25 protein-coding genes are annotated in these 25947 nt (G+C 66.0%); 11 read left to right on the top strand and 14 right to left on the bottom strand.

Features of this window, described 5'->3' with window-relative positions:
- Positions 1–49 precede the first annotated feature (49 nt).
- Positions 50–1117, top strand: coding sequence for an endo-1,4-beta-xylanase (locus tag RPS27_RS39320; RefSeq protein WP_212068802.1), 1068 nt, complete (start codon positions 50–52; stop codon positions 1115–1117).
- A 12-nt stretch (positions 1118–1129) separates the two neighbouring features.
- On the opposite strand, the gene RPS27_RS39325 is transcribed toward RPS27_RS39320, so the two are convergent.
- Positions 1130–2080, bottom strand: coding sequence for a DUF6492 family protein (locus RPS27_RS39325; protein WP_212068801.1), 951 nt, complete (start codon positions 2078–2080; stop codon positions 1130–1132).
- 673 nt (positions 2081–2753) lie between these two features.
- Here RPS27_RS39325 and RPS27_RS39330 point away from each other — a divergent pair.
- Complete coding sequence (locus RPS27_RS39330) at positions 2754–3485, top strand: 4'-phosphopantetheinyl transferase superfamily protein (protein ID WP_212068800.1); 732 nt, start codon at positions 2754–2756, stop codon at positions 3483–3485.
- Between the two features lie 18 nt (positions 3486–3503).
- Here RPS27_RS39330 and RPS27_RS39335 read toward each other — a convergent pair whose 3' ends face one another.
- From RPS27_RS39335 to RPS27_RS39345, 3 genes are all read right to left on the bottom strand, one after another.
- Complete coding sequence (locus tag RPS27_RS39335; protein ID WP_212068799.1) at positions 3504–4529, bottom strand: histone deacetylase family protein; 1026 nt, start codon at positions 4527–4529, stop codon at positions 3504–3506.
- Positions 4530–4653: 124 nt separating this feature from the next.
- A complete protein-coding gene (locus RPS27_RS39340) occupies positions 4654–5595 on the bottom strand; it encodes an SMP-30/gluconolactonase/LRE family protein (protein WP_211419680.1) in 942 nt (313 codons plus the stop codon).
- The gene (locus RPS27_RS39345; RefSeq protein ID WP_212068798.1) at positions 5552–7636 is read right to left on the bottom strand and encodes a PQQ-dependent sugar dehydrogenase; all 2085 of its coding nucleotides are present in this window, start codon (positions 7634–7636) and stop codon (positions 5552–5554) included. Before RPS27_RS39345 ends, RPS27_RS39340 begins: the two co-directional genes overlap by 44 nt.
- Before the next feature lie 206 nt (positions 7637–7842).
- On the opposite strand from RPS27_RS39345, the gene RPS27_RS39350 reads away from it, so the two are divergent.
- Positions 7843–8076 (top strand): DUF6894 family protein, encoded by a 234-nt coding sequence (locus RPS27_RS39350; protein ID WP_094973683.1) that lies wholly within the window; start codon positions 7843–7845, stop codon positions 8074–8076.
- 9 nt (positions 8077–8085) lie between these two features.
- Positions 8086–8250 carry a hypothetical protein gene (locus tag RPS27_RS39355; protein ID WP_212068797.1) on the top strand — a complete coding sequence of 55 codons (165 nt, stop codon included), beginning with the start codon at positions 8086–8088 and terminating at the stop codon, positions 8248–8250.
- A 176-nt stretch (positions 8251–8426) separates the two neighbouring features.
- Here RPS27_RS39355 and RPS27_RS39360 read toward each other — a convergent pair whose 3' ends face one another.
- Positions 8427–9200 (bottom strand): enoyl-CoA hydratase-related protein, encoded by a 774-nt coding sequence (locus tag RPS27_RS39360; protein WP_212068796.1) that lies wholly within the window; start codon positions 9198–9200, stop codon positions 8427–8429.
- A gap of 103 nt (positions 9201–9303) precedes the next feature.
- On the opposite strand from RPS27_RS39360, the gene RPS27_RS39365 reads away from it, so the two are divergent.
- Both RPS27_RS39365 and RPS27_RS39370 read left to right on the top strand, forming a co-directional pair.
- Entirely contained in the window at positions 9304–10893 is a 1590-nt protein-coding gene (locus RPS27_RS39365; RefSeq protein WP_212068795.1) for a gamma-glutamyltransferase family protein, read from the top strand.
- Positions 10894–11052: 159 nt separating this feature from the next.
- Positions 11053–11283 carry a hypothetical protein gene (locus RPS27_RS39370; RefSeq protein ID WP_313755090.1) on the top strand — a complete coding sequence of 77 codons (231 nt, stop codon included), beginning with the start codon at positions 11053–11055 and terminating at the stop codon, positions 11281–11283.
- A gap of 54 nt (positions 11284–11337) precedes the next feature.
- On the opposite strand, the gene RPS27_RS39375 is transcribed toward RPS27_RS39370, so the two are convergent.
- From RPS27_RS39375 to RPS27_RS39390, 4 genes are read right to left on the bottom strand one after another with little or no spacing between them, the layout of a single operon-like run.
- Positions 11338–12621, bottom strand: a complete 1284-nt coding sequence (locus RPS27_RS39375; RefSeq protein ID WP_212068793.1) for an NAD(P)/FAD-dependent oxidoreductase — start codon at positions 12619–12621, stop codon at positions 11338–11340.
- Between the two features lie 12 nt (positions 12622–12633).
- On the bottom strand, positions 12634–13365 hold the full coding sequence (locus tag RPS27_RS39380) for an amino acid ABC transporter ATP-binding protein (protein ID WP_212068792.1): 732 nt from the start codon (positions 13363–13365) through the stop codon (positions 12634–12636).
- Positions 13362–14015, bottom strand: coding sequence for an amino acid ABC transporter permease (locus RPS27_RS39385; protein WP_212068791.1), 654 nt, complete (start codon positions 14013–14015; stop codon positions 13362–13364). Before RPS27_RS39385 ends, RPS27_RS39380 begins: the two co-directional genes overlap by 4 nt.
- A gap of 22 nt (positions 14016–14037) precedes the next feature.
- Positions 14038–14796, bottom strand: a complete 759-nt coding sequence (locus tag RPS27_RS39390; protein WP_194406316.1) for an ABC transporter substrate-binding protein — start codon at positions 14794–14796, stop codon at positions 14038–14040.
- A 181-nt stretch (positions 14797–14977) separates the two neighbouring features.
- On the opposite strand from RPS27_RS39390, the gene RPS27_RS39395 reads away from it, so the two are divergent.
- Positions 14978–15622: a helix-turn-helix domain-containing protein gene (locus RPS27_RS39395; RefSeq protein WP_212068790.1), complete on the top strand. Its 645-nt coding sequence runs from the start codon at positions 14978–14980 to the stop codon at positions 15620–15622.
- A 50-nt stretch (positions 15623–15672) separates the two neighbouring features.
- Here the strand turns inward: RPS27_RS39395 and RPS27_RS39400 are convergent, their stop codons facing one another.
- Together RPS27_RS39400 and RPS27_RS39405 are read right to left on the bottom strand one after the other, a co-directional pair.
- Positions 15673–16938: a D-amino acid dehydrogenase gene (locus tag RPS27_RS39400; RefSeq protein WP_212068789.1), complete on the bottom strand. Its 1266-nt coding sequence runs from the start codon at positions 16936–16938 to the stop codon at positions 15673–15675.
- A 71-nt stretch (positions 16939–17009) separates the two neighbouring features.
- Entirely contained in the window at positions 17010–18338 is a 1329-nt protein-coding gene (locus tag RPS27_RS39405) for an aspartate aminotransferase family protein (RefSeq protein WP_212068788.1), read from the bottom strand.
- 148 nt (positions 18339–18486) lie between these two features.
- Here RPS27_RS39405 and RPS27_RS39410 point away from each other — a divergent pair, with 148 nt between their 5' ends.
- The 3 genes from RPS27_RS39410 to RPS27_RS39420 all read left to right on the top strand — a co-directional run bounded on the left by RPS27_RS39410 (position 18487) and on the right by RPS27_RS39420 (position 21001).
- Positions 18487–19035, top strand: coding sequence for a cupin domain-containing protein (locus RPS27_RS39410; protein WP_018646206.1), 549 nt, complete (start codon positions 18487–18489; stop codon positions 19033–19035).
- A 190-nt stretch (positions 19036–19225) separates the two neighbouring features.
- Entirely contained in the window at positions 19226–19384 is a 159-nt protein-coding gene (locus RPS27_RS39415; RefSeq protein WP_212068787.1) for a hypothetical protein, read from the top strand.
- A 90-nt stretch (positions 19385–19474) separates the two neighbouring features.
- Positions 19475–21001 carry a lysozyme inhibitor LprI family protein gene (locus RPS27_RS39420; RefSeq protein ID WP_212068786.1) on the top strand — a complete coding sequence of 509 codons (1527 nt, stop codon included), beginning with the start codon at positions 19475–19477 and terminating at the stop codon, positions 20999–21001.
- A 189-nt stretch (positions 21002–21190) separates the two neighbouring features.
- On the opposite strand, the gene RPS27_RS39425 is transcribed toward RPS27_RS39420, so the two are convergent.
- Genes RPS27_RS39425 through RPS27_RS39435 form a run of 3 tightly spaced genes read right to left on the bottom strand, consistent with a single transcriptional unit; the run spans position 21191 to position 24994 of the window.
- A complete protein-coding gene (locus tag RPS27_RS39425) occupies positions 21191–23452 on the bottom strand; it encodes a xanthine dehydrogenase family protein molybdopterin-binding subunit (RefSeq protein ID WP_212068785.1) in 2262 nt (753 codons plus the stop codon).
- Positions 23445–24500: a xanthine dehydrogenase family protein subunit M gene (locus RPS27_RS39430; protein ID WP_212068784.1), complete on the bottom strand. Its 1056-nt coding sequence runs from the start codon at positions 24498–24500 to the stop codon at positions 23445–23447. Before RPS27_RS39430 ends, RPS27_RS39425 begins: the two co-directional genes overlap by 8 nt.
- Entirely contained in the window at positions 24497–24994 is a 498-nt protein-coding gene (locus tag RPS27_RS39435; RefSeq protein WP_063196892.1) for a (2Fe-2S)-binding protein, read from the bottom strand. The genes RPS27_RS39430 and RPS27_RS39435 overlap by 4 nt, the downstream gene beginning before the upstream one ends.
- A gap of 250 nt (positions 24995–25244) precedes the next feature.
- On the opposite strand from RPS27_RS39435, the gene RPS27_RS39440 reads away from it, so the two are divergent.
- A complete protein-coding gene (locus tag RPS27_RS39440; protein ID WP_212068905.1) occupies positions 25245–25898 on the top strand; it encodes a TetR/AcrR family transcriptional regulator in 654 nt (217 codons plus the stop codon).
- Positions 25899–25947 lie beyond the last annotated feature (49 nt).

The following is a 25947-nucleotide window of genomic DNA, read 5'->3' on the forward strand; positions in this document are numbered from 1 at the left end:
TGCAGGGCACCGCTTGGTACGATGCTGCGTTGGTTCAAGAAGGACTGCCGTGACCAGGCTCGATAGACGCGAATTTCTTCTCGGCGGCGCCGCAGCCCTCGCGGCGGGCGCTTCTGCGTCGGCGGCACCAGCATCAAAGCTTTCGCAGCGCCGCCCCGGCTTTGGCGCGGCCGCCACGCTCTGGGACCTGCAGGCCGATCCCAGGCTCGGCGAAGCCATCAGCACCTATTGCACGCAGGTCGTGCCGGTGCTCGAGCTGAAATGGCCAATGCTGCGGCCGAACGCGCACACGTTCAATTTCGAGCGCGCCGACGCAATCCTGGATTTCGCGCGGGACAATGATTTGACGATGCGCGGCCACGCCCTCGCCTGGTATCACGACATTCCGGACTGGACCAAAGAGATCAAGAACACGCGCGGCGTCGAGCGCGCCTATGTCGACCATATCGGCACCGTCGTCTCCTACTACAAGGACAAGCTGACCTCGTGGGACGTCGTCAACGAGCCAATCCCGGACAATCCGCGCAGCCCCAAGGATCGTCGCGACACGTTCTGGACCCAGCATCTGGGCCAGGGCTGGATCCCGCTGGCGTTCCGCACGGCGGCCGCGGCCGATCCCTTCGTCAAGCTCGCGATCAACGAATATGACATCGAGTCGGCCAAGGACTCGTTCATTGCCAAGCGCGCGGCGTATCGCAACCTGATCATGGACCTGCTCGACCAGGGCGTTCCGCTGCACGCCGTCGGACTGCAATCGCATCTGCATGCCGAGCTCGAGATCGACACCCATGGCCTCGCCGAATTCGTCACCGAGCTGCGCTCCTGGGGGCTCGAGGTGCTGGTCACCGAGCTCGACGTCGACGATCAGAAGCTGACGGGAAATCCGGCACAGCGCGACGCCATCGTCGCCAAGCGCGTCGACGATCTCCTCACCGCGATCTCGACCAGCGGACCGGTGCGCTCGATCCTGACCTGGGGACTCTCGGATCGCTATAGCTGGATCAACGGCGTCTTTGCGCGCGCCGACAAGCAGCCGAACCGCCCGCTGCCGCTCGACGGCGAGTTCAAGCCGAAGCCGTTCATGGACGTGATCAGCAAGTTCACTAAGGACGCCTGACGGCGCCGGATCTCAGCGCGCCTTCGGCACGACGAATTCGACCGCATCGTCCATGTGGTCGGGTGCGAGGCTCGGAGCCCGGCGATCGCGCGAAGAGAGGCGGAACACGTCGCGGATGTCGTCGACCGAGGTCGAGGAATAGGACTGGATGCAGAGCGCGACCTGCCCGGGCAACGCGGCGCGCATCATTGCTTCGATGGCCGGCCGGTCGAGCGGGGTGTCATCCCAATGCGAGACGGCGATGCTGTCTTCCGTGACCCGGTGGGTGGCCAGGTGCGCGGGTGAGTTCGCGACGAAATGGCCGTACATCAGATATTCCGAGAACTTCTTCTTCCGGCACAGCGCCAGGACCCAGTTCAATCCCGTCGCCGATTTGATGGCGTCGGTCATGGCGCGCGCGGTGTCCTTGTCCCAGACCAGCGCGTTGCCGACGTAATCGTCGGCGGGGAAGGAGCGATCCTTGATGCCGAGCAGCTGATCGACGGTGCGCAGCCACAACCCATGCAGCGGATGATCAGCGCCGATGTCCTCCGGCGTGACGAACAGCGGCGTCTTCTCGGCCCCGGCATATTGGCCGACGTCGAATTCGCGGAAGAACAGATTGTCCGAATCCAGGATGCAGACGCGCTGCTCGGGCGCGTTGAGGACGCCGGCAATCTTCAGGATCTGCTGGATGTGCCAGCCGTGCACCGGCGAGGACAGCAGCGACAGCCAGACGCGCCGCTTGCTGATGAACTGAAGTGCCGGCGGCAGGGCGAACAGCCATTTCGGCAGGTAGCGCGAGGCCGGAATGATCACGCGCTTGTCGGAGGCGAAGCGCTCGAACAGCGGCACGTCCTCATCGTTAACGAGAACATAATGCCGGGTGTATCCCGTCAGCCAGGTGTCGATGCTCTCGCTGAGCAGCGAAAAGCGCTCGATATCCTTGGCATAGCTGGCAGTCAGCAGGGCAACGGAATGCATGGCGCGCGCTCGGATGGCAATCAGGCCGCACTCATAGCCCCGCCGGGAGACGGGGGAAACTCACAAACGGAATCAAGGTAAAATGAAACGAAGTGTTAGCGACCCGGCGGCAGGTCCAAGTCCAGGTCCAGGTCCGCGCCGATGCCGCGGAAGCGCAGCGGCGAGGTCGGCGGTGGATTGCCACCAATCGGCGACGCAGTCGTCGAGGACGGACTGCGGGTCAGATCACGGATGACTACGGGTTCACCCGCCAAAGCTGTGAATGATCAAGTTGCGGCTTGATTATTCGACGTCACCGCGCAAGATATTCGCACGTTTTGATTTGGACGATTTTTTTCAAGGGGGGAGTGTTATGGGTTTGAGCAAATTTACCAAGGGTACCTCGTCGGGCGACAAGGACCGCGAGGCTCTCCAGAAGCCGCTGGGAACCAGGAAGAAGTAGGATTCATCGGCCGGGACGCCGTACGAATCCTCAGGCCTCACTTTTCGGAAGATCGGTTGCTTGCGTGTCGAGTTGGGGTCTCGCACAAGCTTGCGCCTGTAAACCGGCCTGCAAATCGACAAGAATTCGCCCGGGTGGGCCGTTAGAAGCGGCTGCTTGGTTGATTCTTGCTCAGTTGTTTCTTCCGTCAGGACGAGGGATTTGCCCTGCCTGACGCAAAAGGCCCAATTGATGGCGAACGACAGAATTGAACTCTTCGTCGGACTGATCGAGTCCATTGACGCGCCGGGCGCGGTCGAGACGTGCCGGCGGCTGCTCTCGGTCGACGAACGGATCCGGGCCGATCGCTTCATGTTCGAGCGGCATCGACGGCAGTATATTTTCGCGCATGCCATGCTGCGCCTGGCACTGTCGCAGGTCGCCACCAACGTCGCGCCGTCCGACTGGTCCTTCGGGGCCGGCCGCTACGGGCGGCCGTTTGTCGCAGCGCCTGCAACCTCGACCGCGCTGCATTTCAGCCTGTCTCATGCCGACGGCTGCGTCGCCTGTGTCGTGTCGCGGCATGAGACCGTCGGCGTCGACGTCGAGACCGTGTCGCGGCGGGTGGCGCCGCTGTCCACCGCGCATCGCTTCTTTGCGCCGGAGGAGGTCGAGACGCTGCGCGGACTGCCGGAGCCCGCCGCGATCGAGCGCTTCTTCGATTACTGGACGCTCAAGGAAGCCTATCTGAAGGCCAGGGGTTTTGGCCTCAATCTGCCGCTCGACGCCTTCGCGATGCAGGTGTCGCGCGAGGCCATCGAGATCAGCTTCAAGCCCGACATCGCCGACGATCCCGACGGCTGGCGCTTCTCGCTGTGCTCGCCGTCGCCATCGCATCGCCTCGCGATCGCCGACGGCTCCCGCGCGAACGGCGGCCTTCCCATCAGCCGCAATGCCTGGCCGCTGCAGCAAGCGGCCGAGTGACGCGCGCGGAGGCGGGTCTCACCTCGCCTCTTCGAATCCCGCCAGCACCGAGGTCAGGTTCGCGCCCAGAATATCCGAGAGATAGCCGCCCTCCTGCACGAGCACTGTCGGCAGGCCCATCCTGGCGATGGCCTGGCCGATCCGGCGGAAGCCGGGCGTGGTGACGGCGAGGCCCTTGAGCGGATCGTGTTCGGAGGCATCGAGGCCGAGCGCGACGACGAGCGCGCCGGGGGCAAAGGATTCGATCGCCTTGCGCGCGACGTCCAGCGACTGCATGTAGCCGTCATCGCCAGTGCCGATCGGAAGCGGAATGTTGAGATTGGTGCCGAGGCCCGGCCCTTCGCCGCGCTCATGGCCATAGCCCCATACATAGGGATAGTACGCAACGGGATCGGCATGGATCGAGATCGTGTAGACGTCGGGCCGGGCGTAGAAGATGCCTTGCGTGCCATTGCCATGATGGACGTCGACGTCGAGGATCACGACGCGCTCGTGCCTCTGCCGCAGATGCGCCGCCGCGATCGCGCTGTTGTTGAGGAAGCAGAAGCCGCCGGCCATGTCGCGATAGGCGTGATGCCCGGGCGGACGGCACAGCGCATAGACCGCGCCCTCGCCGTCCATCACCATCTGCGCGGCGGTGACCGCGACGTCGGTTGCGGCACAGGCCGCGGCCCAGGTGCCCGGACCGATCGGCGCGGCGGTGTCGGCGGTGTGCCAGCCGAGCTTGCCGACGATGTGGGTCGGGTAGGTCGCGGCATGCCGCACCGGGTGGATGTTGCCGATCATCTCCGGGCCGGAATCGCCGAGCGCGGTCCATGCGTCCCAGGCCTCGCTCAGGAACGACAGATATTCCGGGCTGTGGATGCGTGCGCGAGGTCCCTGCCCGAATGCGGTCGGCTCGACCAGCTGGTGCTTGCCGTCCTTCAATCCCTTGAGCAGGCGGTCGGCGCGTTCCGGCTGCTCGGTGGTGCGCTTGACGACACCGCGGACCAGGAAGAATTGCGGATCATGGCTGCGGTGCAGTTCGGTATGGACGGCTTTCACTCAAACACTCCGTGCTCGCATGCGCTTCAGGGGCAGCAGATGTCTTGATCCCCGTGGCGGCCAGATGCAAGCAAGAACAATGCCGTCTCGACCGCCCTGCGCCGGAAGCAGAGCGCCCCAGGGCTCAGCAGCGCCCGCGCTGCAGACAGTGCTCGCGGCCCTGCTGATCGGTGCGGAAGGACTCGATGAAGCCGCCCTGACGCTGGGTGACGAAGACGGTCTTGCCGTCGCTGCCGCCGAAGGCGAGGTTGGTCGGCTCCTTGGCCTTGAGCGCGATCTCGCGCTCGACCGCGCCATTGGGCTTCATCAGCGCAACCGTGCCCTTGAGAATGCGCGCGACATAGAGGCGGCCGGCAACGTCGGTGCGCAAGCCATCGACGGTGTCGGGCTGGAATGTCTTGACGAGCTTAGCCGCCGTCAGCTCGTTGCCGTTGATCGCATAGGACCAGATCTGGCCGCTGCTGGATTCCCCGACATAGAGCGTCTTGCCGTCTGGGCTGAGATCGATGCCGTTGGTGGTGCCCATCGCGCGCGGTGACGCCATCACTTGTCCCTGCACCGTGCCGTCGGCGGCTTTCGCAATCCGCCAGATATAGCCTTCCCTGCCCTTCCAGTTCGGATCGCTCGCATAGATCGTGCCGTCGTGCGCGACCGTGATGTCGTTGGGCTGGTTCATCTCGTCGGAGTGAAACCAGATGCCCGGCTCCGTCGTCCCCTTCGGGATCGCGAAGATGTTGTGCTTCTTGTAGTCGGCGATGAACATGGTGCCGCTGCGGTCGAAGCGGATGGCGTTGCCGACACTGCCCTCGGGCAGTGCCGTGAACGGCTCCGACGCCGCACCGCCCGCAGGCAGCCGGCCGATGGTGCCCGGCTTGCCGAGATTGACCACGAACAGATTGCCATCGAGGTCGGCTGCCGGGCCCTCGATGCCGAAGGTGTACTCGCCGGCGGGCGTCACCTGCGCGCTTTCGAACAGCTTCGTCTCCGCTTGCGCGGACGTCGTCGCAACGACGAACAGGACGCTACTGCACAGGCACCAGAAATTCCTGCCGGATGTAATAGCCATCGCCGTCGCTGCACTCGCCATTCAAATAGGGATCGGCCGGCCGGAAGAATCGGCTGAAGCCGGGTTTGTCTACAGCGCTGCTTTGTGTCACGACGACGACCTTCCCAGCCGGTATTTCGCCGCATTCCTTGTTGGTCTTGCCAAAGAACTTGCGCTGCGGCGGACCGGGCTTGATGCGCATCCGCGTGCCCGGAACCATTTTGGCAACGAGCAGGTCCATTGTGTCGAGCAGGCGCGCATAACCGGGCTCGGTCTTCGGCAGGCTCTCGCCGCCCGGCGGCATCAGCTTCTCCGCGCCGATGCCGCGCAGGCGCGTGCGCAGCTTGCCGGACGCGGGATCGCCCGGATAGATCCAACCGTCCTGCGCCAGCATGAAGCCGAGCACCGCCCTGTCCTTCTCGGCCTCCGATTGACCGCTCTTCAAACCGAAATCCGAATGACAGCCGACACAGTGCCGCTCGACGAGGCCCTTGCGCAGATTGGTCAGCCGGGCGCTGTTCGGCGCGTCCCGGGCGACGAAGGCCGCGAGCTGGTCGATCATCGCCTGGCTGCGCGTGTCGCAGGGCAGCGGCGGCGGGGCTTCGCCCGCGGCCCGATCGATGCGGATCACGCTCTGGTTCTTGTCCTCGACCAGCCAGATCGCGCCGTCCTCGGCGACCGTCATGCCGACGGGCGCGCCTTGCGACCGCGCGCCGTTGACGCGGTGCCAGCCTGCGATCAGCTCCTCGAACGGCGCGGCGGCGACTTCACCGGCGTCGGTCTGAAAGCTGCGGGTCGGGTCGGCCGCGCAGCTGACGTGATAGCGCACCGGCGCCGGGCTCGGCTTGGGGAAACCGTGGTCATCGACGTCGTAGACGAGCAGCCGGCTGCCGGTCGGGCGATAGCCGTGCAGGCCGACCAGCAGCTTGCCCTCCAGCTCCGGGAATTTGCCGCCGTGATAATAGAGCATCCCAAGCGGCGCCCCGTGCGGCGGCAGCAGCGAGAGCGGCGGCTTGTAGAGCGCGCCTGCCGTGCAGAACGATTTGTAGGCTCCGGATTGCAGCACGCCCCTGAATTCGGGGCTCGGCGTCGACAAATCGTAGCAATAAGGCCAGCCGTAGTGCCTGCCCTGCTCGATCGCGTTGATCTCCTCGTTCGGCTTGAAGATGTCGGGCAAGTCGCGGGCGTTCTCGGCCTGCAGGAAGGCGTAGCCGGCCTCGGGGAAATTCGGATGCAGCGCCAGCGCCATCGAGTTGCGCAGGCCGCGCGCATAGACGGTGTGCGGCGGATCGGGATCGCCGGGCTTCAGCACCGGGAAGACGCCGCCCGCAGGCGGGGTGAACAGCCAGATCGAGGCCATGGCGGAAGCGCCCTCCGCCGCCGCGCAAGGCTTCGTGATCGGGGCCGGCGTGATGCAGTCGTCGCTGTGCGAGCCGACATTGACGAACAGGCGCCCGTTCCTGTCGAACACGAACTGCTTGAGCGGGTGCGCGCTCTCCTCGACCCTTGTGCCGTCGGGCAAATTGACGCGGCGGCCGGGCATGTGACGGATGACGGTTTCGACCGTGCCGTGCGGATTGTCGGCGAGCGGATCGAACCGGAAGATCGTCTCGGCGGTCGAGGCGTAGAGCTTCCTGTCCGGGCCGATCGCGAGGCCAAAGGGATATTCGAGCCCCGTAACCAGCTCCTTGAGCCGCTGCCCTTGCGGCGCGCGCGGATCGAGCAGCAACAGCCGGCCGTCCGCGTGGCCCCAGCCGCCCATGTCGGCCACCACGAACAGGCCCTGGCCCGGCAACTGGACGATCGACCGCGGGAATTTGAGGCGATCCTCCTCGCTGGCGACGAGCCCGGCGCAAAATCCGGCCTTCATGTCGATCTGGATCCTGGGAAAAGCGAGATCGCCGTGGCCGCAGGTGTCCGCGCCGATGGCATAGCCGCTGCGGCGAAGCGGCTCCGATGACGCCACCGAGACAAACCCAAGCAGGGCCGCCAAAACGCCCGCCAGGCCGCCCGCATATGCGCGCAGCCTTCCGCCCTCGCGCCCGGATGTGAAGTAGCTCACGGCGGCCCCCCGGACTTCCGGCCAAAACGTCTTCCATGCCGTCCGAACGCAGTCCAGTCGAACATCACTCGCCTGTGATTAAACCTGTAACGATCTTCGTGCCGACCAATATCCGTACATTCCCTTACCGGGTTCGACCCGAATGTTTCGCGAAGGCTCCGGGTGGTATCGATTTGCCATCCCAGTTGCTCCATCAGGAGGCGCATATGGTCCAGGTCTATTTTCACTGCTCGAATACCGAGGGCACCCTGATCGACCGCTACGGCGCCGCCGTGTCCAATCTCACCGAGGCGCGCGACCGGGCCTCCCAGATCATGCGCTCGATGATCCTGACGCCCAGCAACGAAGACTGGCGCGACTGGGTGATCCATGTCAGCGACGACGACGGCGAGGAGATTTTCGATCTCCCCTTCACCGCCATGCTCGGCAAGCCGCATTGAGGTGATGCCATGTTGAGCCTCTTCCGCCAGCCACTGAGCTTCGTCGCCACCAAATGGCAGACGCTGATCCGGGTCGCGGGTGACCCCTACCGTCCCGAGCTTCACTATATGCGCGGGCCCGGCCCGAAATGGCGCGCCAAGTATCAGGCCAGCCGGCTGAACCGCTCGCTCTGAGCGGCCCTGTTTTCCAACCAGCAGTCTCTCCACTCGTCATGCCCGGGCTCGTCCCGGGCATCGACGTTTTTGGGCCACTCTGAAGAACGTGGATGGCCGGGACATAGGCGAGCGCAAGCGACGCCGTCCTTCGGACGGTTATGCCCGGCCATGACGGCGAGGTAGCGAGCCCCTTCTCACCTCCCCGTGAACCTTGCCTTGCGCTTCTCGACGAAGGCGTTGCGGCCTTCGACGGCGTCGGCGCCCTTGCGGATCACCGCCTGGAGCTCGATCTCGCGGCGGAACTGCGCCTCGTAGGTGGCGTGCTCGCTCTCCTCGACCAGCAGCCGTGTTGCCACCAAAGCGCGCGTCGGGCCCTCGGCGAGACGGCGCGCCAGCGTCAGCGCCGCGTCCATCAGCTTCGAATCATCGACGACCTGCCGCACCAGGCCGATCTCCTGGGCGCGCTCGGCCGTCAGCGGCTCGTTCAGCAGCATCAGCTCGAGCGCACGCTGCCGGCCGATCAGCCGCGGCAGCAGCCAGGTCGAGCCGAGATCGGGCACCAGCGCGATGCGGCTGAACACCTGGATGAAGCTCGCCGACCGCGCCGCGACGATGATGTCGCCGGCCATGGCGAGGCTGAAGCCGCCGCCGGCGGCCACCCCGTTGACGGCGACGACGACGGGCACGCGGCATTCGCGCAAGGCCTTGAAGGCCGGCCAGTAGAACCGCATGACGCCGGCCGCGATGTCCTCGCCGAGCGCTTCCGAGGCCTTCAAATTCTGTCCTGAGCAAAATCCGCGCCCGGCGCCGGTGAGGATCAGCGCGCGAACATCCTCGTCCTGCGACATCTCGCCGATCGCGGCGGCGAGCGCGCCGAGCAGGTCCGGCGTCATGGCGTTCAGGCTCGCCGGCTCATCGAGCGTCAGGATTCCGACTGCGCCATCCCGCGCCTGTTTCACACCAGCCATGTTGCGCCTCCCTTTGGATGTTCTCGTTGGCTGCAATGTGCCATTGTCCGCGCGCTCCGCCAATGCGCGGCCTCGACGTCAACGCAGCACACAAGACGACATCATGCCTCATCAGTTCAGCCTCAACCAAACCGTCCGCAAGCCCGCCGTCACGTCCAAGGGCGGCATCGTCGCCTCGCAATCGCGGCGGGCGGCCGAGGTCGGGGCAGAGGTGCTGGCGGCGGGCGGCGACTGCGTGGACGCGATCGTGGCAACGACCATGGCGCTGAACGTGCTGGAGCCCTGGAACAGCGGCATCGGCGGCGGCGGCGCGATGGTGCTCTACCGCGCCAAGGAAAATCGTACCGAGGTGATCGATTACGGCATGTGCGCGCCGCAAAGCCTGCGCGTCGCCGATTATCCGCTCAGCGGCGAAGGCGCCGCGTCCGATCTCTTTCCCTGGCCGCGGGTGAAGGACGATCGCAACATCCACGGCCCCGGTTCGATCGCCGTGCCCGGCGTCGTCGCGGGAATGGAAGAGGCGCATCGCCGCTACGCCAGAATGCCGTGGAAGGATCTGGTCGCGCCGGCAGCCAGGCTCGCCGGCGAAGGCCTGCTGGTCGATTGGTGGACCACGGTGACGATCTCGGGCTCGGCCGCCGATCTCAGGCGCTATCCCGCGAGCGCGGCGGCGTTCCTGAAGGACGGCCTGCCACCGAGCGCGCCCTGGGGCATCAAGGCCGAGACCCGGCTGCCGCAGGACACGCTGAAAGCGACGCTGTCGCATCTCGCCGAGGCCGGGCCGCGCGACTTCTACCAGGGCGACCTCGCCAAAAGCATCGCTTCCGACGTCAAGGCCGATGGCGGTTCGCTGTCGGTCGAGGACCTCGCCGCCTTCCGCGCGCATCTGCGCGAGCCCTTGGCGATCCCGTATCGCGGCGGCAAGGTGTATGCGACGCCCGAGCTCACGGCCGGCCCCACCATGGCGCACGCGCTGCGGCTGTTGCAGCAGAGCTTCAAGCCCGGACGCGCGCCGGACGGGGCCGCCTATGCCGAATATGCACTCGCGCTGCAGGCAGCCTTCCGCGAGCGGCTGAAGGACATGGGCGATGCCGACGGCAAGCGCTCGCTCGGTGCCGAATATCTGGCGCCCGCCTGCACCACGCATTTCTCCGTGGTCGACCGGCACGGCAACATCGCCGCGGTGACGCAGACACTGCTCTCGTCCTTTGGCTCCCGCTATGTGACGCCGCACACCGGCATCGCCATGAACAACGGCATCATGTGGTTCGACCCGACGCCGGGCACGACCAATTCGCTCGCACCCGGCAAGCGCTGCCTCTGCAACTACACGCCCGTGATCGCCGAGACCAAGGACGGCAAGCGTCTCGCGGTCGGCGCCTCGGGCGGCCGCCGCATCCTGCCGTCGGTGATGCAGCTCGTGTCATTCGCGATGGATTTCGGCATGGATCTCGACGCCGCCATCCATCAGCCGCGCATCGACGCCAGCGAAGGCGCGGTGGTGATTGGCGACGCCCGTTTGCCGGAGGACGTGCGCAAGGCGCTGGCCGCGCGCTTCGACTATGAAGAGACCCGCGTGCAGGCCTTGCCGCAAAAATTCGCCTGTCCGAGCGTGGTGATGCGTGAGGGCGACGTCAATTCCGGCGCGGTCGAGATCTTCCAGCCCTGGGCCGACGCGGTGGCGGAAGGTTAGTCGCGAGCATCGCTGCTTCGATTCTGCCAGCGCGCGTTGAGCGTTCGCGCGACTACGCATCGTAGCGAGCATCACGACTCCTCCACATTCGCAGGGAACTTAGCTGCGCACCGTTCGTTCGTTGAACGGACAAATGCGCTCACCCCCGTGGAGAACATGATGAAGAAACTTGCGCTCGCTGCGTCGCTGGTCATTGCGGCCGCCTTTACATTGACCGGCCCTGCACTGGCCAAGGGCGGCCATGGCGGCGGTCATGGACACGGCCATGGTCATGGGCATTCGATGGGCCATCATCACCACGGCACGCCGCCTGGATGGTCGCGCGGTCGCAAGGTCGGCTGGCGCGGTCACGGCTGTCCGCCCGGCCTGTGGAAGCAGGGCCGCTGCTGACGCCCAATATCGACCGATGATGCAAGGCGCCGCTCCTCACCGGGCGGTGCCTTCTCATATGCCGAGGCGGTCCCGCACGCGCCCCGCGATCACGGCGGTCGTCACGCCCACCGGCCAGAACGCGTGCATCGGGATCGGCTTGATGCCCCTGATGGGCATGTCGATCTCGGCCTTCGGGCCGCCGATCAGCCGCCGCGCGAGCTGAGCCCCCATCGCGGTCGCGAGCGCAACGCCGCGGCCGTTGCAGCCGAGCGAGATCAGGACGCCCTCGGCGGGCTCATGCACATGCGGGTAGTGGTCGCTCGTGATGGCGAGCCGGCTGTTCCAGCCGTGAGTCCAGGACACGCCTTTGAGCTGCGGCCATAGCCGCTCAGCATAGCGCATGAGATAGGCGACGTCGTTCGGCGACTTGATCCAGCGCATCGGCCCGCGGCCGCCCATCAAGAGGCGATTGTGCTGATCGATGCGGTAATAGACCGTGATGTGACCGCTCTCGTACAGCACGGGCCGCGTCGGCATGATCGCGCGCGCAACGTCGTCCGAGAGCGGCGCGGTGGCGGCGATCGAGGAGAACACCGGCACGATGGTGCGGCGGAGCGCCGGCCAGAGATCATCGGTGAAACCGTTGGTGGCGAGCAGGACCTTGTCGGCATGAACCACCGCCCGCGGCGTTTCGATGCGCCAGCGCGAGCCGTCGCGCCGGACCGACAATGCCGGCGTCTCGCCGAACACTTTCGCGCCGGCCGAGATCGCGGCGCGCGCGAGGCCGCGGGCGTAGCTGAGCGGATGCAGATCGCCGCCGCGGGTGTCCAGCATGGCCCCGATGTAGCGGTCGGTGCCGGTCATCTCGCGGAGCTGCTCGCGGTTCAGGTACGACACCGGCATGCCGCGGCGGATGCATTGCTGCGCGGTCTTCTCGATCGCGGCGGCGCTGGCCTCATTGTAGGCCGCACGCAGCGTGCCGTTCTGCCGCGCCTCGCACGGAATCTGGTAGCGGCGGATCAGGTCGTGGGTGAAGTTCGTGGTGCCGTAGGAGAACGCGATCATGCGGCGGCCGAGTTCGGCACCGAAGTCCGCCTCGATCTGGTCGGGGTCGTGCTTCAAGCCGGGATTGGTGTGGCCGCCATTGTTGCCGGAGGCGCCCCAGCCGGGCTCCTGCGCCTCCAGCACCAGGGCGTCGACGCCCTGCTCCGCCAGATGCAGCGCGGTGGAAAGGCCGGTATAGCCGCCACCGACGATCGCAACCGGGACGGTCTTGTCCGTATCGAGCGGCGGCGTGGCAACCGGCGCGACGGCGGTGTCGGCGTAGAGCGAGGGCGGCAGCGGCAGGCGCGTCATGGCGAAGACCGGTCAGAGCGGATGCAGCACGCGACGCAGGAAGTCCTGCGTCCGGGGATGCTGGGGTTGATTGAGGACGGTCTTGGCTGCCCCTTGCTCGACGATGACGCCGCCGTCGATGAACAGCACGCGATCGGCGACGTCGCGGGCAAAGCCCATCTCGTGGGTGACGACGACCATCGTCATGCCGTCGTCGGCGAGCTTGCGCATCACGCCGAGCACATCGCCGACGAGTTCGGGATCGAGCGCCGAGGTCGGCTCGTCGAACAGGATCGCCTTGGGCTGCATCGCCAGCGCCCGCGCGATCGCGACGCGCTGCTGCTGGCCGCCGGACAGCTGCGGCGGGTGTGCGTCGGCCTTCTCGGCGAGCCCGACCTGGGCGAGCAGCGCGCGGCCGCGCTCCACCGCCTGCGCACGCGGCTCCCTCTTCACATAGAGCGGCCCTTCGATCACGTTCTCCAGCGCGGTGCGATGCGGGAACAGGTTGAAGCGCTGGAACACCATCGAGACCTGGGTGCGGATGTTCACGATCGACGGCGCGTCACGATCGACCTTGAGGCCCTCGACGCTGATCTCGCCGCGGTCGTAGCTTTCCAGCCCGTTGATACAGCGCAGGATGGTGGATTTGCCCGAGCCGGAAGGACCGACGATGCAGACGACCTCGCCCTTCTGCACGGAGGCCGTGATGCCCTTGAGCACCTCGTTCTGGCCAAAGCTCTTGTGGACATCGTTCAGCTCGATCATTTCTTGCCGGCCCGCTTCTCGAAGTGACGGACCAGCAGGATCAGCGGAATGCTCATTGTGAGATACATCAGCGCGACCATCGTGAACACGTTGGTGTTCTTGAAGGTCGAGGACGCGATCAGCTTGCCCTGCAGCGCGAGCTCGGCCACCGTGATGGTCGAGGCTTGCGAGGAATCCTTCAGCATCATGATCATGACGTTGCCGTAGGGCGGCAGCACGATGCGCACGGCCTGCGGCAGCACCACGCGGCGCATGGTCAGCCACCAGCCCATGCCGATCGACTGCGCCGCCTCGATCTGGCCCTTGTCGATCGCCTCGATGCCGGCGCGGAAGTTTTCAGCCTGGTAGGCCGAATAGGCGATGCCGAGCCCGAGGATCGCGGCCTGCAAAGCACTGAGCGTGACGCCGAGATCGGGCATCACGAAGTAGAGGTAGAACAAGAGCACGATGATCGGAATGCCTCGGATCACATTGATCAGGCTGGCGCTGAGCATCGACAGCGCCTTGATGCCGGAGACCCGCATCATCGCCCAGATCAGGCCGAGCACCGTCGAGAGCAGCAGCGAGCCGATCGTGACGATGATCGTCAGCGCGACGCCGTTCATCAGGATCGGGAAGAACTCGGCGGCGTCGTGCCAGAAACCCTTCATCGAACAGCCTTCATCGATCCAACTAGCCCTGTGCCTTCAGGCCCCATTTATCCAGGATCTTGGCGATGGTGCCGTTGGCCTTCAGCTTCGTGAGCGAGGCATTGATCTTGCCGAGCAGCGCGGTCTCGCCCTTGCGCACGCCGATCCCGACCGAGCCGACGGTAACTGGCTTATAGCCCTCGACGAGACGCACCTCGGGGAAGCCGCCCTGCTTCAGATTGTAGGCGAGGATTGGATAGTCGGCGTAGCCGGCCTTGAGGCGGCCGGTGTTCACGTCGCGCAGGATGTCCGGAATGGTGTCGTAGGCCTTCACGTCTGCGAACAGGCCGGTCTTCTTCAGTGCGTCGACGAAGGCGGTGCCGACCTGGGCGCCGACGGTTTCACCCTTCAGATCGTCCTGCGTGGCATAGGCTTTGGTGTCGCCCTTCGGTACCACCAGGCCCTCGCCATAGGTGTAGATCGGGTCGGAGAAGTCGACGACCTCCTTGCGCGGCGGCGTGATGAACATCGCAGCGGCGATGATGTCGATCTTGCTCGAGGTCAGCGAGGGGATCAGGGCCGAGAACTGCATCGGCTCGATCTGCACGTTGAAGCCGGCATCCTTGCCGACCTCGGTGATAAGATCGACCATGATGCCCTGGATGGTGTTGGTCTTGGTGTCGAGGAAGGTGAAGGGGATGCCCGTCGGGGTCGAGCCGACCTTCAGCACCTGCTGCGCCGACGCGGGCGCTGCGGCTGCAATTGCGAGTGCCGCGACCGCGGCCAGACCAAAACGCTTCATCGCATCCCCCTGTTGGGCTCGGCCGATGACGGCGCTCCGGGCAAGTCGTGATCAGACGTTGCGGGCCGCGCCGTTTCAGCCTATTTTCACCAATATGAAAATGTGGTCACACTTTCGCGGACGATGCAAGCGGTTTTCATGCACATGAAGGAAGCGGTTTGACGTGAGCGGTGGCAAAAGAATGCGCAAACCGGCCGCCGCAAAGCCGGCGAAGCGGGCGACGACCAAGGCCGTGACCAAAGCGGCGGAGCCTGCAATGGACGTCGCGGTCGGCCGCCGCATCCGTGATCTCCGGCGCATCAGGCGATTCTCGCTGGAGACGATCGCGGCGCGCACCTCACTGTCGATCGGCTTTCTCAGCCAGATCGAGCGCGGGTTGTCGTCACCCTCGCTGCGTGTGCTGGCCACACTCGCCGACGTGCTCGGCGTCGGCATCGCCGCATTGTTCGGCGCCAGCCCGAGCGCCGACGGCGCCTCGGATCAAGTCGTGACGCGTGGTTTGCAGCGTCCGGAGCTGAAGCTGTGGCGCACCGGCGTGTCGAAGCAGCTGCTGAGCCCGGCGAGCGCCGACAACAAGCTCAACCTGTTCCTGGTCCATCTGGAGCCCGGCGGCTCCACCGGCGACGAGCTCTACACTCATGACGGCGAAGAGGCCGGCCTCGTGCTCGAAGGCGAGATGATGCTGACGGTGGACAGCGAGACCTGGTCGCTGAAGACAGGCGACAGCTTTCGCTTTGCCAGCCGCCGGCCGCACCGGTTTTCCAATCCGGCGCAGGATGCGAAGGCGGTGGTGCTCTGGGTGAATTGCGTGACGGGCGGGAGCTGATCGTCATTCCGAGGCGATGCGCAGCATCGAACCCGGAATGACAGCGTCAATCATCCAAACCGGTGATTATACCGGTCCACCGTCAACGCACTGACATCGATGTCCGGCTTCTTGCCCGACAGCAAATCCGCGAGCACGCGGCCCGAGCCGCAGGACATGGTCCACCCGAGCGTGCCGTGGCCGGTGTTGAGATGCAGGTTGGCATATTGCGTCGGGCCGATCACGGGCGGGCCGTCCGGGGTCATCGGACGCAGGCCGCTCCAGAACGTCGCCTTGGCGAGATCGCCGCCGCGCGGGAACAGATCGGTCAGCGAATGATCCAGCGTGGCGCGGCGCGCATCGTAGAGCTTGTCCGAATAGCCGGAGATTTCCGCGGTGCCGCCGACGCGGATGCGATCGCCGAGACGGGTGATCGCGACCTTGTAGCTCTCGTCCATCACGGTCGATTCCGGCGCGCCGGAGGCGTCCTTGATCGGCACCGTGATCGAATAGCCCTTCACCGGATAGACCGGCAGCGAAATGCCGAGCGGCGCTGCGAGCCGCGACGACCAGCTGCCGAGCGCGAGCACGTAAGCGTCAGCCTGCAACGTGCCGGCGCTGGTCACGACGCCGCTGACGCGCGCACCGTCCGTGACGATGCGGTCGATCGAGGTGTTGAACATGAAGCGCACGCCGAGCGCCTGGGCATGCTTGGCCAGCGCCTGCGTGAACATGTGGCAATCGCCGGTCTCGTCCTGCGGCAGGCGAAGGCCGCCGACGAACTTCTCCTTCACGCCTGATAGCGCCGGCTCGACCGCGATGCAGCCCTCGCGGCTCAGCACTTCGAAGGGCACGCCATATTGCTTGAGCACGGCGATGTCCTCGGCCGTGCCGTCGAACTGCGCCTGGTAGCGGAACAGCTGCAGCGTGCCCTGCGAGCGCTCGTCATACTGGATGCCGATGTCGCGGCGCAGATCGCGCAAGGAATCGCGGCTGTATTCCGCGATCGGAATCATCCGGCTCTTGTTGACCGCGTAGCGCGCACTGGTGCAGTTGCGCAGCATCTTGAGCAGCCAGACCCACATGACGGGATCGAGCTTCGGCCGGACCACCAGCGGGCCGTGCTTCATCAGGAGCCACTTGACGGCCTTCACCGGCACGCCGGGGCCGGCCCAGGGCGAAGAATAGCCGGGCGAGACTTCGCCGGCATTGGCAAAGGAGGTTTCCAGCGCCGGCTCGGGCTGACGGTCGACGACCGTCACCTCGTGACCGGCACGGGCGAGGTAGTAGGCAGAGGTGACACCGATGACACCGCTGCCGAGGATCAGGACTTTCACGCTTCGTCAAACTCCCGCGGCATCACGCTCGCCGCTGCAAGGACACGAACTCGCAACGGCGAGAGCAATTATCAGGCCACCTTCTTGATGGCGTCGCCGAGGATCGAGACCATCTGGTCGATGTGGCTCTTCTCGACGATGAGCGGGGGCGACATCGCGAAGGAGTCGCCGCTCATGCGCAGGTAAAGGCCGGTGTTGAAGCAGTCGACCATCACGTCATAGCCGCGCGCGCCGACAACACCCTCGCGCGGCGCCAGCTCGACCGCGCCCATCAGGCCGCAATTGCGGATGTCGACGACGTTCGGCAGACCTTTCAGCGAATGCAGCGCATCGCGCCAATATTCGGCGATCGAGGCACCGCGCGTCAGCAGGCCTTCGTCCTTGTAGATGTCGAGCGTCGCGATGCCCGCGGCGCAGGCGGTCGGATGCGCCGAATAGGTGTAGCCGTGGAACAGCTCCATCTGGTTCTCGGGGCCGACCATCATGCCGTCATGCACCTTGCGGCTCGCAAACACCGCGCCGCAGGGAATGGTGCCGTTGGTGATGCCCTTGGCCGTCGTCATCAGGTCAGGCGTGACGCCGAAGAACTGGGCGGCGAACGGCGTGCCGAGACGGCCAAAGCCGGTGATGACCTCGTCGAAGATCAGGAGGATGCCGTGCTTGTCGCAGATCTCGCGCAGGCGCTGCAGATAGCCCTTCGGCGGCGGCAGCACCGCGGTCGAGCCCGGCACCGGCTCGACGATGACGGCGGCGATCGTCTCGGCGCCGTGCAGGCCAACCAGACGCTCGAGATCGTCGGCGAGCTCGGCGCCATATTCCGGCTGATCCTTGGCGAAGGCGTTGCGGCTGAGATCATGGGTGTGGCGGATGTGGTCGACGCCCGGCAGCAAGGTGGTGAAGGCGCGGCGGTTGGCGACCATGCCGCCGACCGAGGTGCCGCCGAAGCCGACGCCATGATAGCCGCGCTCGCGGCCGATCAGGCGGGTGCGGCTCGCCTGGCCGTTGGCGCGGTGATAGGCCAGCGCGATCTTCAGCGCAGTGTCGACCGACTCAGAGCCGGAATTGGTGAAGAAGATGCGATCGAGGCCATCAGGCGCGATCTCGGCGAGCCGCTCGGCGAAGTCGAACGCCAGCGGGTGGCCCATCTGGAACGACGGCGCGAAGTCCAGCGTCATCAGCTGGCGCTCGACGGCGGCGGCAATCTGCTTGCGGCCGTGGCCGGCATTGACGCACCAGAGGCCGGCCGAGCCGTCGATCACCTGGCGGCCGTCGACAGTGGTGTAGTGCATGCCCTCGGCCGAGGAGAACAGGCGCGGCGCCTTCTTGAACTGCCGGTTGGCCGTGAACGGCATCCAGAACGAGTCGGTCTTGATAGTGTTCGGAATCTGATGAAGGGTCACGGCCGCGCTCCTTTGCTGACCCCATAGCAGAGGCACGGCTTGGAATGCGCAACAAGTCCTTTTCTACCCTGCCGCAACCCATTGATTTAACTGGGGCCGCCGGTCCATATTTGCCCGATCCGCAACACCTGCAACACGGGACTTGGGCATGAGCGTCGACATCGGTGGACGGCTGCGATTCATCCGGGCGCGCCACAAGCTGTCACAGCGCGAGCTGGCCAAGCGCGCCGGCGTCACCAATTCGACGATCTCGCTGATCGAGTCCAACCAGATGAACCCGTCGGTGGGCGCCCTCAAGCGCATCCTCGACGGCATCCCGATGGGGCTCGCCGAATTCTTCGCGCTTGAACCGGAGTCACGACGCAAGATTTTCTACCGCGCCGAGGAACTGACCGAGGTCGGCAAGAAGCCGATCTCCTATCGGCAGGTCGGCGACAATCTGTTCGGCCGCAGCCTGCAGATCCTGAAGGAGCGCTATGAGCCCGGCAGCGACACCGGCCGCGTCCACCTCGTCCATGACGGTGAGGAAGGCGGTATCGTGATCTCGGGCAAGCTCGAAGTCACCGTTGAGGACGAGCGCCGCATCCTCAACCCCGGCGATGCCTATTATTTCGAGAGCCGCCGCCCGCACCGCTTCCGCTGCGTCGGCGGCAAGCCCTGCGAGGTGATCTCAGCCTGCACGCCACCGACGTTCTGATGCGACCGGCCGCCCATCGCATGTCCTGCGCAGACACCGATAAATTACGGAGCTTGAGCCATCTCAATTTCCGCAACGCCCAGGCGCGATATATTGCGAAACGTAGCCGAGCAGCCTGGCTTTGAGGTGCTGAGGTTATGGCCCCGGACTCCTAGGTTCTCCGGGGCCGCTTCGTAGACGGAGCTCGCGCATGAAGACCACCCCAGCCAATGCCCAAGCTGAAGCCGTGCCCAGCGTACCTCTGCGTGATGCCGACAAGCTCCACTCGCGCGAGCTGCGCAAGGCGATCGCCGAGTACATCGAGCTGCAGAAAGAAGCGGTGAAGGCGCTTCGCAGGAAGCTGAACTGACTCTGCCGGCACGACGGCCTTTTCTGAACCTCAGTGACGCCGCGGACGACCAACGGGCAGGCACGATTCCGCTCCAGCCAAGGGCCGTCAATGTTCGTCCCCTTTCGCCTCGCGCTCGTCACCGCGACGGTTATGCTCGCTCCCCTCACCTGCCACGCCATGGACGATTACCTCCGCGCCGCCAGCAGCGCGCCGACCGCGATCACGCTATGCGGCGAGACCAACGGCAACGGTACCGGGATCAAGCCAGCCATTTGCAAGGAAAAGGGCTACGACAAGCGCGTCGCCGCGATCGACGAATCGTTCGACACGGCGCTCGCTAAAGCGCCCGCAAACATCCGGCCGCTCCTCAAGCGCGACGAGGCCTGGTTCAACGAGATGATCGCGCAGGCCGCCGAGACCGTGCAGGAGGTCGATGAGGCCGAGCTCAGCGACAACTTCGTCGCAACGCTGCGCCGGCGCAAGGGAGCGCTCGACGAGATCGCCGGCGGCTTCGGCCGCAACGGGCTCTCCGGCAAATGGGGCAATGCATTTGGAAACCTCACCATCTCACCGGATGCGAACGGCGCGCGGCGCATTGCGGTCGACATGAGCGCCTATTACGGCAGTGACAAGCATCGGCAATGCAAGCTGAGCGCGACGGTGACCAAGGCCGGCAGCTGGCTGAGCGGGACGATCCCACCGCCGGATGCCGGCCCAGCGAAGACCGCATCACCCGCAAGCCAGGAGCATGCCAGGCCGGCAAAACTGCCGACGATCAAGCTCCGTCGCCAGGGCGAAACCCTGCGTGTCGTCATGACCGATGGCGACGATACGATCGGGGATCGTGACGAATGCGATGATCCCTCGCAGATCACCGGCACTTATTTCGCGAGCGGCAGCGCCGATATGGCCGACAAGGTCGAGACCTCCTTCGTCGCGCCGACCTTCGACTGCACGCGTCCGGAGACGGCGACGGACGAGGAAATCTGCGCCGACCCCGATCTCGCCGAGAACGATCAACGCTTGAACCGCGCCTGGAAGGCGCTGCTGCCGCGGCTCGACGATGCGACACGGCGCGCCTTGATGGAGGACCAGCGCAACTGGGTCCGCACGCAGACGGGGGAATTCCCCGAATTTCTCCATCCGGCCTGGGAGAAGCGGACCTCGGAGATGCACTTCACGGCCAGCGCGCGCGATCATGTCGGAGCCCTTCAGCGTGAGCGGATCGCGCTGCTGGAAGGTTTTGACGACAAGCGCGCAGGCCTCGCCGGCATCTGGCTTGCCTACAACGCGATACTCGAGATCACCGTCGGCAAGGACGGCCGGCTGACCGCGCATGGCTGGAAATGGGAGCAGGGCGACTGGAAGGCCGGCTGCGACTACGACATGACCGGCAAGATGGCCGGCGCCACGTTCCGCGCCGACGAACAGCGCAAGAATCCTAACACGCTGGAGCGCGACCACGCCATGCTGATCGTCAACCGCCTCGACGATGCTTTTGCGAAGAAGCGCAGCGGCAAGGATGAGGACGACGAGGCGAAGTGCAAGCGACGGCTCGACAACTCCTCGACGGCACGGCTGTTTCCGGCGCGGCCCTCAGCCGACATCGACAACTTCTCCGGCTCGATCCGCTGAACCGGATGGTTTTTGGCTGAATCGGTGCCGCGGGTCGTCCACCTCTCCCGCTTACGGGAGAGGTCGCGCCAAAGGCGCGGGTGAGGGCTTTCTAGGGGATCCCAATGCGGATACACCTCTCCCCAACCCTCTCCCGCAAGCGGGAGAGGGAGCGCACCTCCGTCGTCGCGACGATCAAACTTCAGCCCTTCAAGACGACGTCAGCAATTCCTCGATCCGGATCGGAAACTTGCGAACCCGCACGCCGGTCGCATGCCAGACGGCATTGGCGACGGCGCCGGCGCTGCCGGTGATGCCGATCTCGCCGACGCCCTTGATGCCGAGCGCATTCACATGCGGATCGTGCTCCTCGACCGTGATGACGTCGAGCGGCGGCACGTCGGCGTTCACGGGGACGTGGTACTCGCCGAGATTGGCGTTCATGATGCGGCCGGTCCGGCGATCCGTAATTGCCTCTTCGTGCAGCGCGAAGGACAGGCCCCAGATCATGCCGCCGAACAGCTGGCTCTGCACCATCCTCGGATTGACGATCCGCCCCGCGGCAAAGGCGCCGACCATGCGGCTGACGCGGACCTGACCGAGCTCTGGATCGACCTTCACCTCCGCGAATACCGCGCCGTGGGCATGCATCGCATACTCCTCCATCGCCGCCGGGTTCGGTGCGCCGGTGCCGCGCGCCTCGACTTCGGTGACGCCGGCACGCGCGAGGATTTCGGCGTAGCTCTCGCTGCGACGCTCGTCATCACGCCGGATCAACCGGCCGTCGCGCGCGATCACGCCGGCATTGCCGGCCCCGAACAGCGGTGAGCGCTCATCGCCGGTGGCGAGATCGGCGAGCTTTGCGATCACGGCCGCGCCCGCACTGTGGATTGCCGCGCCCGCCGTCGCCGTGTGCGCCGAGCCGCCGGCGATGCCGGCATCGGGCAGATCGGACGTCCCCGCCTTGAACTCGACGCGATCGATATCGAGCCCGAGCTCGTCGGCTGCGATCTGAGCCAGCGCGGTCCAGGCGCCCTGCCCCATGTCGTGCGCGCCGATCTCCATCACGCCTGACCCGTCGCGCCGGATCGCCGCGCGGGCTTCGGCCTGGAACATCAGCGCCGGGAAGGTCGCGGTGCCCATGCCCCAGCCGACCAGAAGCCCGGCATCGTCGCGCATCTGCCGCGGCTGCAGCGACCGCTTGGCCCAGCCGAAGCGCGCCGCGCCCTGCTCGTAGCAGGCCAGCAACGCCTTCGACGAAAACGGCTTGCCGCTGATCGGCTCGACCTCGGCGTAGTTCTTCAGGCGGAAGGCGAGCGGATCCATGCCGCAGGCCCAGGCCATTTCGTCGATCGCACTCTCCAGCGCGATCGAGCCTGTCGCCTCGCCGGGCGCGCGCATGAACAGCGGTGTTCCCGTGTTGACGCGCACGGCGTCATGCGAGGTGCGGATGGCCGGCGCCGCATAGAGCGTGTGCGAGGCATCGGCCGCGGGCTCGTAGAAATCGTCGAACGTGCTCGACACGGTGCGCGCACGGTGATCGAGCGCGGTCAGGCGCCCCTCGCCATCGGCGCCGAGGCGCAGGCGTTGGCGCGTCGGCGCGCGATGGCCGACCGGGCCGTACATCTGCTCGCGGCGCAGCACCAGCTTGATGGGCCTGCCGACGAGCTTGGCCGCCATGATGCCGAGCACCGGCGGACCGCCCATCAACCCCTTCGAGCCGAAGCCGCCGCCGAGGAAAGGACTGCGAATGTGGATCTTGTCGTGCGCGATGCCGAACAGTTCGGCAATACGGGCGAGCGACAACATCAGGCCCTGGGTCGGCATGTCCACGGAGAGCCTGTCGCCGTCCCATTGAACCACGATCCCATGCGGCTCCATCGCGTTATGATATTGCGGCGGCGTCTCGTAAGTCGCATCGATCTGTTTCTCCGCCGAGGCAAGGCCCGCCTCGACATCGCCGCGGTGGTTCTCGGTGGGGTTGCCGACGCCGACGACGGGCGGCACGAAACTCTTGCCGGCGTCGAGCCCGATCAGCGGCGGCAACATCTCGTAGCGCGGCGCCAGCAGCACCGCGCCTTCCGTCGCCGCTTCCAGCGTTTCCGCGATGACGACCGCGATGGGCTGGTTCGCGTAGCGGACTTCGTTGCTGTGCAACGCTTCCATCCGGAACACGAACGGGTTGGTCTTGATCTCCGGATCGATCGCGAGCTGTGGCTTGTGGTCCGGCGTCATGACATCGACGACGCCGGGATGCCGCTTGGCGGCGGCGACATCGAGGAAGGTCACGCGGCCGCGCGCGATGCTGGAGACGGCGATCACCGCGTACAGCATGCCGGGCGGGTGATTGTCGGCGGCATAGGTCGCCTGTCCCGTGACCTTGAGGACGCCGTCACGGCGGGTCAGCGGCTGGCCGACGTTCGAGCCGTGCCGCAGATGGGCAGGGGCGCTGGTGAGATTGAGCTCAGGCATGGATGGCTCCGGAGGTCGAGGCAAAGGGAGAGGCCGGCAGCGCCGGCAGGCGCGCGGGCGTGCCCGCGGCGGCAAGTCGCAGCGCGCGCACGACGATGCGGCGCGCGAGCTCGATCTTGAAGGCGTTGTCGCCGGACGGTTTTGCATCGGTGAGCGCGCGCCAGGCAGCTTCCTGAAAGGCATCCGCCGTCGGCGCGACGCCCTTGAGCACATCTTCCGCGGCGCGGGCGCGCCAGGGCTTTGCGGCAACCCCGCCGAGCGCAAGCCGCGCCTCCGCGATCTTGCCGTTCTCGATCCGCAATGCCGCAGCCGCCGAAACGACTGCAAAAGCATAGGAAGTGCGTTCGCGGACCTTGAGGTAGCGCGCATGTGCCGCAAAGCCGCGCGCCGCCGGCGGCAGGCGCACCGCGACGATGAGGTCGCCGGGCTCGAGCACGGATTCGCGCGCGGGCGCGTCGCCGGGCAAACGATGCAGCTCCTCGAGCGCGATCTCACGCCGGCCGCCTTTGCCCTCGATCACGACGATGGCCTCGAGCGCGACCAGCGGCACGCAGAAATCCGAGGGGTGCGTGGCGATGCAGCTCTCGCTCCAGCCGAGCACGGCGTGGCCGCGGTTCTCGCCCTCGCGGGCGTCGCACCCGCTGCCGGCCTCGCGCTTGTTGCAGCGGCTGGCGGTGTCGTAGAAATATGCACAGCGCGTCCGCTGCAGCAGATTGCCGCCGACCGTCGCGGCATTGCGCAATTGCGCGGACGCACCGGAGAGCAGCGCCTCGGCGACGGCGGGATAAGTCCTTGCAAAGGCCGGGTCATGCGCGAGATCGGCATTGCTCACCAGCGCGCCGATGCGCAAGCTACCGTCGGCGAGAGTCTCGATGGCATCGAGCCCGTCGAGATGGGTGACGTCGACGAGGCGATCCGGCCGGCTGATATTGCCCTTCATCAGATCGAGCAGATTGGTGCCGGCGGCGAGATAGACCGCGCCCGGCCGGGACGCGGCGGCGACGGCCTCAGCAACCGTGGCGGGCCTGACATAATCGAACGGTTTCATGCCGAACGCCTCTGGTTGGTTTCGTCCATTTGTCCTTGCGCGTCGAGCACGGCATCGACGATGCCCGCATAGGCGCCGCAGCGGCAGAGGTTGCCGCTCATGCATTCGCGGATGCGCTCGGGGTCGTTGCCGGCCTGCGCTTCCTGCATCATGCCGATCGCGCTCATGATCTGGCCGGGCGTGCAGAAGCCGCATTGAAAGCCGTCATGGGCGATGAAGGCGGCCTGCACCGGGTGCAGCTGGTCGCCACGTGCGACGCCTTCGATGGTGAGGATGTCGGCGCCGTCATGGCTGATGGCGAGCGCGAGGCAGGAGTTGATGCGCTTGCCGTCGACCAGAATGGTGCAGGCGCCGCACTGGCCGCGGTCGCATCCCTTCTTGGTTCCGGTGAGATGGAGGCGCTCACGCAGGAGATCGAGCAGCGTGACGCGCGGATCGTCGAGGACGAAGTCGCGCCGCGCACCGTTCACGGTGAGGCTGATGGAGTGGTTCATACAAGGCTCCGATCAGATTTGGACATGAGTCATCGCGCAGCGCGCCACCGCCGTGGCCGCTGTCGATATGCGCCAGCCAGGCGGAAGCCGGCCAACATCAGGACGAAGATACGGAGGCACCCTCCGCTTAACAAGGGCCGCCGGAAAATATTTGGAATTCGTCAAAAGCCCGTGCGCCGACAACGCGATGCAGCCCTGCGGGGGTCCGACAAGGGTTCAATCTAACCAATTCGTGATCTACATTGGCCGCATGGACGACCACACCGACCCCATTCGAAAGCCCCGTGCCGACGCCGTGCGCAATCGCGAGCGCGTGTTAGAGGCGGCCAAGCACGTGTTCAATGCCGGCGGCCCGGAGGCCAGCCTGGAAGCCGTCGCCAAACGCGCCGGCGTCGGCATCGGCACGCTCTATCGGCATTTTCCGACGCGCGAGGATCTGTTCGAGGCGGTGTACCGGCGCGAGGTCGAACAGCTCAGTGAGTTCGCCGAACATTTGCGAACCGCCAAGGACCCGGTCGACGCGCTTCGCCGCTGGCTGCGCTCAGGTGTCGAATTCGTCGCCACCAAAAAGGGGATGGTGGCAGCCCTGGCGCTTGCGGTACAAAGCGGGTCCGAACTGCACGCCTTCTCGTTCGATCGCCTGACCAAGGCGACCGGCTCGCTGCTCGACCGCGCAGTTTCGGCCGGCGAGTTGCGCGCCGACATCGGTCCCGAGGACCTGCTGCGCGCGTTCTTCGGCATGTGCTACATCCACGACCAGCCGGGCTGGCAGTCAACCGCACTGCGGCTCCTCGACGTGTTCGTCGACGGCCTGAGGGTGCAGCCGGCGGGCAAGGCCAAGACAGGGCTCAGCAAGGCGCGCGCCGCCAGGCCCGCCAAACCCGCAGTGAAACCCAAGCGATAGCGCCGCCGTATTTCCCTGAGGTCATGCTAGGATCAGCATCGCCGGGATT

Source organism: Bradyrhizobium sp. WYCCWR 12699 (assembly GCF_032144035.1).
In the GTDB taxonomy this organism is placed as follows: Bacteria; Pseudomonadota; Alphaproteobacteria; order Rhizobiales; family Xanthobacteraceae; genus Bradyrhizobium.

Bases quoted from the DNA above. Each gene is read 5' to 3' on its own strand.
- RPS27_RS39325 (WP_212068801.1), bottom strand. From the start codon at position 2,080: ATGCATTCCGTTGCCCTGCTGACTGCCAGCTATGCCAAGGATATCGAG.
- RPS27_RS39330 (WP_212068800.1), top strand. From the start codon at position 2,754: ATGGCGAACGACAGAATTGAACTCTTCGTCGGACTGATCGAGTCCATT.
- RPS27_RS39340 (WP_211419680.1), bottom strand. From the start codon at position 5,595: ATGGCTATTACATCCGGCAGGAATTTCTGGTGCCTGTGCAGTAGCGTC.
- RPS27_RS39350 (WP_094973683.1), top strand. From the start codon at position 7,843: ATGGTCCAGGTCTATTTTCACTGCTCGAATACCGAGGGCACCCTGATC.
- RPS27_RS39355 (WP_212068797.1), top strand. From the start codon at position 8,086: ATGTTGAGCCTCTTCCGCCAGCCACTGAGCTTCGTCGCCACCAAATGG.
- RPS27_RS39360 (WP_212068796.1), bottom strand. From the start codon at position 9,200: ATGGCTGGTGTGAAACAGGCGCGGGATGGCGCAGTCGGAATCCTGACG.
- RPS27_RS39365 (WP_212068795.1), top strand. From the start codon at position 9,304: ATGCCTCATCAGTTCAGCCTCAACCAAACCGTCCGCAAGCCCGCCGTC.
- RPS27_RS39370 (WP_313755090.1), top strand. From the start codon at position 11,053: ATGAAGAAACTTGCGCTCGCTGCGTCGCTGGTCATTGCGGCCGCCTTT.
- RPS27_RS39375 (WP_212068793.1), bottom strand. From the start codon at position 12,621: ATGACGCGCCTGCCGCTGCCGCCCTCGCTCTACGCCGACACCGCCGTC.
- RPS27_RS39380 (WP_212068792.1), bottom strand. From the start codon at position 13,365: ATGATCGAGCTGAACGATGTCCACAAGAGCTTTGGCCAGAACGAGGTG.
- RPS27_RS39385 (WP_212068791.1), bottom strand. From the start codon at position 14,015: ATGAAGGGTTTCTGGCACGACGCCGCCGAGTTCTTCCCGATCCTGATG.
- RPS27_RS39390 (WP_194406316.1), bottom strand. From the start codon at position 14,796: ATGAAGCGTTTTGGTCTGGCCGCGGTCGCGGCACTCGCAATTGCAGCC.
- RPS27_RS39395 (WP_212068790.1), top strand. From the start codon at position 14,978: ATGCGCAAACCGGCCGCCGCAAAGCCGGCGAAGCGGGCGACGACCAAG.
- RPS27_RS39410 (WP_018646206.1), top strand. From the start codon at position 18,487: ATGAGCGTCGACATCGGTGGACGGCTGCGATTCATCCGGGCGCGCCAC.
- RPS27_RS39415 (WP_212068787.1), top strand. From the start codon at position 19,226: ATGAAGACCACCCCAGCCAATGCCCAAGCTGAAGCCGTGCCCAGCGTA.
- RPS27_RS39420 (WP_212068786.1), top strand. From the start codon at position 19,475: ATGTTCGTCCCCTTTCGCCTCGCGCTCGTCACCGCGACGGTTATGCTC.
- RPS27_RS39425 (WP_212068785.1), bottom strand. From the start codon at position 23,452: ATGCCTGAGCTCAATCTCACCAGCGCCCCTGCCCATCTGCGGCACGGC.
- RPS27_RS39430 (WP_212068784.1), bottom strand. From the start codon at position 24,500: ATGAAACCGTTCGATTATGTCAGGCCCGCCACGGTTGCTGAGGCCGTC.
- RPS27_RS39435 (WP_063196892.1), bottom strand. From the start codon at position 24,994: ATGAACCACTCCATCAGCCTCACCGTGAACGGTGCGCGGCGCGACTTC.
- RPS27_RS39440 (WP_212068905.1), top strand. From the start codon at position 25,245: ATGGACGACCACACCGACCCCATTCGAAAGCCCCGTGCCGACGCCGTG.